Raw genomic sequence first — 9,166 nt, 5'->3', positions numbered from 1 at the left:
AAACCACCTATCCGGTCTTAGCTACCGTTTCCGGTAGTTATCCCGGTCTTACAGGCAGGTTGCCTACGTGTTACTCACCCGTCCGCCGCTCCAGGGGGCTCCCGTAAGGGAGCACCCCCAGCGCTCGACTTGCATGTATTAGGCACGCCGCCAGCGTTCGTCCTGAGCCAGGATCAAACTCTCCAATAAAGTTTAGAGAAAATTGATTGCTCAATTCGTTACTGACTTGTTTTGAAATCTCTTGACGAGACTTCGCACTCACTCGTTGTTCAGTTTTCAAAGGGCAATTACTTTATGGTTTCACCGATCCGCTTGTCTCATGCGGCCGGAAAATCAATCTACCATAACTCCGTACCGTTTGGCAACTGTTTTTTTATCCAGACTGAGGAACGAATCCTTTCGTCCAGACGCTGATTCAGTTGCAGTATTTTCGGAGTCACGGTTTAATAATCTATCATATTCGATTTCGTTTTGCAAGTCTTTTGGTTTCCGTGCTTGGGATCATCCGCAAGCTCAGAGAAACCGTCTGACTTGTACCCTGTCTGCCTCGCAGCAGCTCAGGATTAGTAATTTATCATATCTATTAACAAAACGCAAGCGGAATATTGTTCAATCCGGAATGGACTCAGCGGTCATTCTCCGTTGAAGAACCGGGAACGACCGCCGTATCCTGTATTTGGTTTGGTTCGTCCGGGGTTTACCCGGCATTCGAGTCCAATGTCTACTTTCTGATTCCAAGCTTTGTCGCCAGATCGGTATAATAATGGCCTTCCTTTTGTATCGCTTGATTGAAATCAGCGGTATTCATGTATGAAGGCTTCCTCCCATTTCTTCACATCTCTGCCGGTGTCCCGACCGGTACAGAAACACCTGTCCACCACTTCGTAGTGAGACCGGTTATGCCTTGCTCTTCAGCAGTTGGAACATCGGGGAAGTAAGAGCTTCTTTGGGAAGACGAAACGGCCAATATCTTGACTTTACCGGCTTTCACTATTCTCCTGCTGATCACCTGCCTACAAACCGGGGCGCCCGCTTCTCCTTGAAAGCAGCCAGCGCTTCTATGCGGTCGGCTGTTGGAATGATGGCCTCATAAGCTTGAGATTCGATACGCAGGCCGGTCTTCAAGTCAGCCTCGCTTCCATATTGAATCGCATACTTGGCCTGCCTTACCGCCAGCGGACCGTTCTTCATGATTTCGTCCGCTAAATTCAGCGCGGGGCGCATCACGTCCTCCCCTTCCCCGGCTACGCCATTCAACATGCCCAAGGCCAATGCTTCCCCGGCGGTAATCCGCCTTGCCGTAAAAATTAGCTCTTTCGCTCGGGCCATCCCGATCAGCCGAGGCAGCCGCTGGGTTCCGCCGCCTCCGGGAACGATCGCCCAGCTGACCTCCGTTAAACCGATAAGCGCCCCCTGGACCGCATAACGAAAATCGCAGGACAGCGCCAATTCCAAACCGCCGCCGAGCGCATGTCCGTTCATCGCGGCAATCGTCGGTTGGGGCAGCTCTTCAATCATCGTGAACACATCGCGGATTTTCATCACATTCCGGCGAACCTCCTGCTCGGTAAGCGTTTGCCTTTCTTTCAAATCCGCTCCCGCACTGAAGGCTTTATCACCAGCACCCGTAATAATAACCGCATAGACGTCGTTATCCATTCGAATGCCGCTGACCGCTTGCTCCAATTGCACCAGCATCCGATAGTCAAAGCAGTTCAGCCTTTCCGCCCGATTCAAGGTAATGACCGCCAAATGCTCCCGTTTATCCAGCAAAACGAGCGACTCCTCCATTTTCCATCGTTCACCTCCAACCTTTTACTGATCTCTCTCAGGTCATCGTACCGCTACACTTGGATCGAAACGGTGACGGTTTCCAGAAAATCGTATAGCCCCTCTTTCCCCCCCTCACGCCCCCATCCGCTTTCTTTAACTCCTCCGAAAGGAGATTCAATATTGGCCGAAACGGCTCCGTTCACGCCTACGTTGCCGACCTCCAGCTTTTCGGAAATGGTGAGCACTCTGGAGACATCCTTCGTGTAGACAAAACCTGCAAGTCCGTAAGGCGTCGCGACGGCACGCGATACGACCTCATCCTCTTCCTTGAACGTAAGAAAAGTCGCTACCGGACCAAAGGTCTCTTCCCGGCAAATATCCATATGATCCTGAGCTCCTCTGATCATCACAGGCAGGTAGTAATAGCCTGAGTCCGAATCCACACCGTCTACCATCTTGCCGCACACTTGAGCCTCCGCTCCTTGAGCCACGGCACTTTTGACCAGCCGGTCCACCTTTTCAATCGCTCTTTGATGAATGAGCGGACCGATATGGGCTTCCTTATGATGCCCCGGTCCCACTTTCAAGGTATCGATTTGCCGATAAAACCGGTCAATAAACTCTTCCGCTATGGATTCATGTACGTAAATACGGTTAGGAGACCCGCAAACCTGGCCGGTATTTCTGAATTTGGCATACTGCAGGGTCTTTACGGCTCTCTCCTGGTCCGCATCCGGAAAAATAATGCACGGGGAATTGCCTCCAAGCTCCATATGCGTCTGCTTTAAATGCTGTCCCGCTTGTGCAGTGAGCAGACGTCCGACCTGAGTGGATCCGGTGAAGGTGATTTTCCGGACGGCGGGATGCTCGCAGAACACCTTTCCAATGGCCGCCGCATCTCCGGTAATGATGTTCACGACCCCTTGGGGAAAACCGGCTTTTTCCACAAGACGGGCGAGCATCAATGCCGTTAACGGCGTTTCCGGAGCGGGCTTGGCTGTAAACGTGCACCCTGCGGCGACAGAGGCGGCCAATTTTCTCGCCAGAATGCCAAAAGGGAAATTGAAGGGACAGATGGACACGACGACACCCACGGGTCGTTGCAGCACGAAAATCCGGTTATTCCGATTCGCAGGCGAAACCACGGTTCCGTTAATGCGCTTGGCTTCCTCCGAATACCAGCTTACGTAAGCGGAGGCCGAACGGATTTCCTCCATCGCTTCCTTCAATACCTTGCCCGATTCGGCGGTCAACAGAGAGGCCAACGGTAAAGCGTGCTCCCTCAATAAATTGGCTAACCGGTATAAATATTTCGAGCGTTCCCTCGCGCTGACCATCGACCAGCTGCCGAATGCGGCCTGAGCGGCTTCAACCGCTCGCTCCGCTTCTTGAGCGCCCCCTTTCGAAACGTAGGCAATCACATTTTTCGAAGAAGGGTCTTCGACTGGCTCCCATTCTCCGGACCGGCCCTCGACCCATTGTCCGTTAATGTACATCTTCAGTTGTTCACCGTGCTCGATGAATTCCAACCAAGGAAAGCTTTGCGCGTTTATTTGCACACTCATATCCAACCTCTCCCCCATTTCATTGCACAGCTTCGACAATCGCTGCGATTCCCTGCCCTACGCCGATACACATCGTGGCCAAGCCCCTTTTGGCTTTTCTGCGTTTCATTTCATGCACCAGAGTGGTCAAAATTCTTGCCCCGCTGGCGCCCAGAGGATGCCCCAAAGCAATCGCTCCTCCATTGACATTCACGATCGACGGATCCAGTTCCAACCCCCGAATACATTGAAGCGACTGGGAAGCGAACGCCTCGTTAAGTTCCACCAGGTCCAGATCGGAAACGCTGAGCCGCGCCCTTTGGAGCACCTTTTGAACGGCCGGAATCGGGCCCAGTCCCATCACATCCGGTTCGACTCCGGCAACGGCTCCGGCCACAAATCGGGCTAACGGCTTTACGCCCAGCTCCTTCGCCTTGTCGGCACTCATCAACAGCAGGACGGAGGCGCCGTCGTTGACTCCGGAAGCGTTGCCAGCAGTAACGGTACCGCCACTGAACAGCGGCGGTAATTTCTCCAGCTGCTCCAGCTTAAGGTTAAAGCGGGGATGCTCATCCTGTGCGAAGGACGTCCGGTTCCCCTTGGCATCCTCCACCGTAACGGGGATGACCTCATCGTCAAACCGGCCCGATTCCCAGGCGCGCTGCGCCTTGTGCTGACTTTGCCATGCGAATTCATCCTGATCCGCCCGGGAAATGCGATACCGGTCCGCTACGATTTGGGCCGTTCCGGGCATGCTTGTCGATCCGTACAAGCGCTCCAACCGGGGATTGACGAACCGCCAGCCGATGGTGGTATCGTACATTTTCACATCGCCGCGGGGATATTCGGTTTCCGCTTTACCCATGACAAGCGGCGCCCTCGTCATGCTCTCCGTTCCTCCGGCAAGATAAATCTCCCCGGCACCGGCGCCGATGCTTCTCGCGGCGTACATCACCGCATCCAGCCCCGATCCGCACAAACGATTCACTGTCGTTCCGCCTACTTCCAGCGGCAATCCGGATAATAGAACCGCCATCCGGGCCACATTGCGATTGTCCTCCCCCGCTTGATTCGCGCATCCCAGAATGACATCTTCAATGTCCTGAACAGGCACCCCCGGGTTGCGCTCAAGAATAGCCCGTATGGCGGCGGCGGCCAAATCGTCCGGACGTACCGATTTAAGAGCGCCCTTATACTTTCCTATCGGAGTTCTGACCGCATCGACGATCACAGCTTCTTTCATGAACGATCACCGTCACTTATTCTTTTTTCCCATACTCGTATACGCCTCTTCCGGTTTTGCGCCCTAAACGGCCGGCCTGCACATATTTGACAAGCAGTGGACAGGGCCGGTATTTTTCCCCCAAGGTTTGATGCAAATAGCGTAAATTGTTCAGCCGCGCATCCAATCCCACAAGATCCGCAAGCTCCAAGGGCCCCATCGGATAATTCAAGCCCAGCTTGATCGCTTTATCGATTTCCTCGGGAGTTCCGACTCCCTCCATCAGCATATAAAAGGCTTCATTGCCTACCAGGGCGCTCATCCTGCTGGTGACGAACCCGGGGAATTCGTTAATCGTCACCGTTTCTTTATTCATACGCCCTGCGACCAGCTGAATCAGCCGCACCGTCTCATCGCTCGTTTCCAGACCCCGCACCAATTCGATCAGCTTCATTTTGTAGGCCGGGTTAAAAAAGTGCATGGCCATGACTTTATCGGGACGCCTCGTAAAGGAACCGATTTCGGTAGGGCTCAAAGTGGACGTGTTGCTGACCAGCAAACCATGCGCCGGAGCATGCCGATCGAGCATCTCGAAGATCTGCTTTTTCAAATCGAGCTTTTCCGTTACGGCTTCAATCACCAGATCCGCCGCTTGGACGCTGTCTTCCAAATCCGAGTGATAGGAAAGGCGCTCCTTGGCCGATGCCGCTTCTTCAAGCGTTAACTTGTTTCGTTGGACCGCGCCTGCAAAAAGCTCTTCTATTTCCTGCCGGGCGCTTTGCAAAACCTGTTCATATTTATCGACCAGCTTCACATGAAAACCGGAAACCGCCCCCGTGTAGGCGATGCCCCGGCCCATTACGCCGCCGCCGACAACAACCAGCTGTTCAATCAAAGCCTGTTCCCTCCCGTTAAGCGGATCAGTCATGCCGCCTTAAGCCAAATGCTTCATCTTTTCAAAAGGATTTTTGCAATGCTTACAATAGTAAATCTCCTTGCACAGCGATGATCCGAAAGGGCTGTCCCGCACGATATGCTTGGAGCCGCAGTAGGGGCAATGAACGACCCCGTCCGCAGCCAAGGCAATCCCGTACGTTTTTAATGCCGTTTCCCCGTCGGAGCTGATTTTCTGAGATGTCCAGGATGAGGTAAAGCTCCAGCCCACTTCGGCTCGTTTGCCCGGAAATTGCTCCTCCAGGACGCCGATCACCAGCTTGCGTATATGTTCCAATGCGGGGCAGCCGGAGAAGGTGGGCGTTAGAACGACTTGAATGTGCTCCGGGCCGCAGTCAATGTTCTCGACAATACCCAGATCCACGATGCTGACAGGCAACTCGGGATCCTCTACCGATTTTAACGCTTCGCGTACCGCTTGTTTCTCCGCATCCATACGAAATCACCACCTTCGCTTTATCCCCAGACCATGTCCGGGTTTTGACGGTAAACCAAAGTAAATTCGTTGTACAACGGCATAAAACCGGAAGAGTGCAGTCCATAACGTCCGCCTTGTACCGACAGATTGCCGATCATCTCTTGTTCAGGGCATGGAATCGATAGACCCAATTGGATCAATCGGGGATTCAATTCGTCCAGGCATTGCTTTAGCAGCGACTTCGCGCTGACCGAATTTAGGCCGTATTCCGCGGAGACGCGCTCAATTAACGGATCGGCGAAAAAATCGGAGATCAGCGGGTAAATTTGCCCGGCCGCTTTTTGCAGAAGCGATTGGCCTTGGCTGTCTTCCGAAATGAGCTGAGCCCATTCCATCCAATGCTCCAGATGAACGGCCTCCTCCCGCTTCATCAATCTCAGAACATCTTGCAGCCCCAAATCCGGGATTTCTCCCCCGAAGGACAAGCGCACGCCGTCGCAAATGTCATAGATGAGCTGCTTCATCACCAGCCGGGCCCAATCGTACTCATACCAATATTCGGCTAACCTGGAGACCTTGATTTGTTCCGGCGGCTTCCCGTAGATCAAATGATCTATCTGCTTTTCGCCGGTCGTATGGAGGTTCAGCAGCATCCTGCAGTGTCCGATCTCATCCTGGGAGATCGAACCGATGGCGATGTTTTCTTCCAGATCGGGTCCATATTCATATATTTTTTTGGTCAGCAAATGGCCTACCCAAAACTCGTCTTCCGCCCATTGATTCACAAAGTCGATAAGTACCGTATTTTCCTGCATGACAGCCCCTCCAATCAGACGTTGTACTCCATAGAAGCCAAGCGATATTTTTTATCTTTCGACATGCCCAAAAATTCGGTGTCCTGAAAATGGATCATGTGCTTTCGATTCACAATGCTCAGCTTCACGCAATTCTCGCGGCGGGCAAAAATTTCTCTGGCGCTGTGAAGGGCAAGGATCTCGCTCGGCGCCCGCACACTGCCTACATGAATAGCGGAGCGGTCCGCTTTTTCTTGAATGAATACCTCATATAATTGCTGTTTGCTCGTATCGTGTTGAGCCTGAGCCATACCGGTTCACCTCGCATCATGCCGTTTGGATTTTACTGCCCTTGTTCATCAAATCCCTGATCCATTGATAGTTTTCGTAGCTTTTACTTACGCTTTCTCGCCAATATTCCGAGGAAGGACCGCCGCCGTTAATCACCGCTTTGACCTCTTCCCAATCCGGCTCGGTATAGGACCAGGTTCCTGTTTTTGCATCTTTGGCTAATTGCGGATCTTGAAACTTGTAGCCCAAAGATTCCACCAGAGGAACAATCTTATCCAACCAGCGCGTGCGAATCGTGTCATTGGTGTCGACCTTGATTCTCCATTTCAAGGCATTGCTTGGCGCTTTGCCTTTCTCCGACGGACCAAAGTAAGCCAGCATCCGCGGATACCAGAGATCGAATGCATACTGCACGGTTTCCCGCTGCCGATCGGTGCCATGTGTCGTCAGCTGTTGAATCATGTTCACGGCCAGGTTGTAATGGAAGGACTCTTCCTTCATGATTTTTCTCAGCGCCCGTTGATAGGGGAGGTAGCTGCCCTGCACCAGCGATTGAAATTGGACGATCGCCCCGGTGTTTTGCAGCAGCATAGCCGCAACCATTTCCTCATAAGAGCCGAAGGAGTAATGAAAAATATTCAACAGCTTGTTTTTGCGTTCAATATATCCTTCAATGATTTCTTCCCGCGAGTAGCCCAGATCTTCACAGGCCCGAATGAGAATATGAGCGTGGCCCATTTCGTCCTGAGATTTTGCCGCGTACATCATTTTCCTGACAATCGAAGGGGTATAAGGAATCCACTGGGACAGCATCATCGCGCCTACAATTTCGGCTAACGCCTGAAAGCCCATGACTCTCGTCACTTCCTTTTTGTATTCCTCCGGCATCCAATCGGTCGAATCGACTTTCCCGCCGCTTTCCACATGCTGAAAAAAAGCTTGAGCCGTCATCATATCGTATGGCCTCCTTTTTTTAATTACTGTTAATTAAAATGCTTTGCAAAAAATATGCACGGCTAGAGCAGCCGAATCATTCCCTACTCTTCCGCCGGCATTTTCCGTTAACCCTACTCGGGCTCCCTCCACTTGTCTTGCACCAGCCTGGCCTCTTAGCTGCCACACGATCTCACAGATTTGAGCCAATCCGGTCGCTCCGCTGGGATTCCCTTTCGAAACGAGTCCACCGCTCGTATTGACGGGAATGGTACCGCCAAGCGTTGTTGCCTTCTCCCGAAGAAGCTTGACGCCTTCCCCTTCTTTACAAAAGCCCAATGATTCATAAATGAACAGCTCTACCGGTGAAACGGAATCGTGAACCTCCGCTACATCAATATCCGTAGGTTCCACTCCCGCCAGCTCGTATGCGCGTTTGGCCGCCCGCTCCGCCGCACGTTCGCCGTCCTCGGCATAAGGCGCTGAAGAATTGACTACGGAAGCCAGGACATCGACCGGTTCGCTTAACGAAGTGCGTTTGGCATACGCTTGGCTGGAGATCACGGCCGCAGCGGCGCCATCGCCTATAGGAGAGCACATCAGCCGGGTCAAAGGATCGCTTACCATAGGCGAGTTTAATATATCCTCTACGGTAATCGGGTTTCTGTATTGGGCATACGGATTAAGGGAAGCATGATACCGGTTCTTTTCCGATATGAGAGCAAATTCCAGCGGACTCACTCCGTATTTATCCATATAGGCTCTTGTTCTTTGGGCATAGGATTCGATGAAAATACTTCCCTGCATTTCGCCGTCCTTGATCAGCTCCACGTCTGTTGCGGCGGCAAGCGCCTTTAATGTCCGGGAACGGTCTGGATGGAACAGCTTCTCTGCTCCAACGACGAGAACCACATCGTATTGTCCCGACTTGACCGCCATATGGGCCAGATTGAACGCAGTAGACGCGCTTGCGCAGGCATTCTCCACATTATAGACGGGAAGTCCCGACAACCCGGAATCCCAAAGGCTGACCTGGCCCCGAACGCATTCCTGACCCGTGACGAAGCCGGCCATGGAATTCGCAAAGAATACCGCCTGGATTTCTTTTTTGTCTATTCGGGCGTCTGCCAGAGCTTCTGTGATTGCGCTTTGTGCCAAGCTCCTCAAGGTTTCGTGCTCATGCCTGGCAAACCGGGTCATCCCGACTCCGAGAATTTTCACAGGGTTCATGCTGAAG

The 9,166-nt window shown here is 52.6% G+C and carries 10 protein-coding genes and 1 rRNA gene; all 11 read right to left on the bottom strand.

Translation table 11 applies throughout. The features are described 5' to 3' along the window. Positions 1 to 189: ribosomal RNA gene (locus BLT35_RS17270) — 16S ribosomal RNA — on the bottom strand; the annotation flags it as partial. Positions 190 to 832: 643 nt separating this feature from the next. Beyond that, entirely contained in the window at positions 833 to 991 is a 159-nt protein-coding gene (locus BLT35_RS17265; protein ID WP_235594224.1) for a tripartite tricarboxylate transporter substrate-binding protein, read from the bottom strand. Between the two features lie 14 nt (positions 992 to 1,005). After that, the gene (locus BLT35_RS17260) at positions 1,006 to 1,791 is read right to left on the bottom strand and encodes an enoyl-CoA hydratase-related protein (protein ID WP_062410802.1); all 786 of its coding nucleotides are present in this window, start codon (positions 1,789 to 1,791) and stop codon (positions 1,006 to 1,008) included. Between the two features lie 53 nt (positions 1,792 to 1,844). Beyond that, the gene (locus BLT35_RS17255; protein ID WP_062410801.1) at positions 1,845 to 3,338 is read right to left on the bottom strand and encodes an NAD-dependent succinate-semialdehyde dehydrogenase; all 1,494 of its coding nucleotides are present in this window, start codon (positions 3,336 to 3,338) and stop codon (positions 1,845 to 1,847) included. A gap of 19 nt (positions 3,339 to 3,357) precedes the next feature. Beyond that, positions 3,358 to 4,560, bottom strand: a complete 1,203-nt coding sequence (locus BLT35_RS17250; protein ID WP_074729132.1) for a thiolase family protein — start codon at positions 4,558 to 4,560, stop codon at positions 3,358 to 3,360. Between the two features lie 16 nt (positions 4,561 to 4,576). Then, positions 4,577 to 5,434 carry a 3-hydroxyacyl-CoA dehydrogenase gene (locus tag BLT35_RS17245; RefSeq protein WP_074729130.1) on the bottom strand — a complete coding sequence of 286 codons (858 nt, stop codon included), beginning with the start codon at positions 5,432 to 5,434 and terminating at the stop codon, positions 4,577 to 4,579. A gap of 39 nt (positions 5,435 to 5,473) precedes the next feature. Beyond that, entirely contained in the window at positions 5,474 to 5,929 is a 456-nt protein-coding gene (gene paaD, locus BLT35_RS17240; protein WP_062410798.1) for a 1,2-phenylacetyl-CoA epoxidase subunit PaaD, read from the bottom strand. Between the two features lie 20 nt (positions 5,930 to 5,949). Then, positions 5,950 to 6,726 (bottom strand): Phenylacetic acid catabolic protein, encoded by a 777-nt coding sequence (locus BLT35_RS17235; RefSeq protein ID WP_074729128.1) that lies wholly within the window; start codon positions 6,724 to 6,726, stop codon positions 5,950 to 5,952. Positions 6,727 to 6,740: 14 nt separating this feature from the next. Further along, positions 6,741 to 7,016, bottom strand: coding sequence for a hypothetical protein (locus tag BLT35_RS17230; RefSeq protein WP_074729125.1), 276 nt, complete (start codon positions 7,014 to 7,016; stop codon positions 6,741 to 6,743). Positions 7,017 to 7,032: 16 nt separating this feature from the next. Beyond that, a complete protein-coding gene (locus BLT35_RS17225; RefSeq protein WP_074729123.1) occupies positions 7,033 to 7,950 on the bottom strand; it encodes a Phenylacetic acid catabolic protein in 918 nt (305 codons plus the stop codon). Positions 7,951 to 7,983: 33 nt separating this feature from the next. Continuing rightward, on the bottom strand, positions 7,984 to 9,159 hold the full coding sequence (locus BLT35_RS17220; RefSeq protein ID WP_074729121.1) for a thiolase family protein: 1,176 nt from the start codon (positions 9,157 to 9,159) through the stop codon (positions 7,984 to 7,986). Positions 9,160 to 9,166: the final 7 nt, after the last annotated feature.

Source organism: Paenibacillus naphthalenovorans (assembly GCF_900099895.1).
Lineage (GTDB): Bacteria > Bacillota > Bacilli > Paenibacillales > NBRC-103111 > Paenibacillus_G > Paenibacillus_G naphthalenovorans.
Note: the sequence above shows the minus strand (reverse complement) of the source record. Positions and strands in the feature narration are given on the sequence as shown.

Excerpts from the sequence above, each read along its gene's own strand:
- BLT35_RS17260 (WP_062410802.1), bottom strand. The coding sequence starts at position 1,791 with ATGGAGGAGTCGCTCGTTTTGCTGGATAAACGGGAGCATTTGGCGGTC.
- BLT35_RS17255 (WP_062410801.1), bottom strand. The coding sequence starts at position 3,338 with ATGAGTGTGCAAATAAACGCGCAAAGCTTTCCTTGGTTGGAATTCATC.
- BLT35_RS17250 (WP_074729132.1), bottom strand. The coding sequence starts at position 4,560 with ATGAAAGAAGCTGTGATCGTCGATGCGGTCAGAACTCCGATAGGAAAG.
- paaD (WP_062410798.1), bottom strand. The coding sequence starts at position 5,929 with ATGGATGCGGAGAAACAAGCGGTACGCGAAGCGTTAAAATCGGTAGAG.
- BLT35_RS17235 (WP_074729128.1), bottom strand. The coding sequence starts at position 6,726 with ATGCAGGAAAATACGGTACTTATCGACTTTGTGAATCAATGGGCGGAA.
- BLT35_RS17230 (WP_074729125.1), bottom strand. The coding sequence starts at position 7,016 with ATGGCTCAGGCTCAACACGATACGAGCAAACAGCAATTATATGAGGTA.
- BLT35_RS17225 (WP_074729123.1), bottom strand. The coding sequence starts at position 7,950 with ATGATGACGGCTCAAGCTTTTTTTCAGCATGTGGAAAGCGGCGGGAAA.
- BLT35_RS17220 (WP_074729121.1), bottom strand. The coding sequence starts at position 9,159 with ATGAACCCTGTGAAAATTCTCGGAGTCGGGATGACCCGGTTTGCCAGG.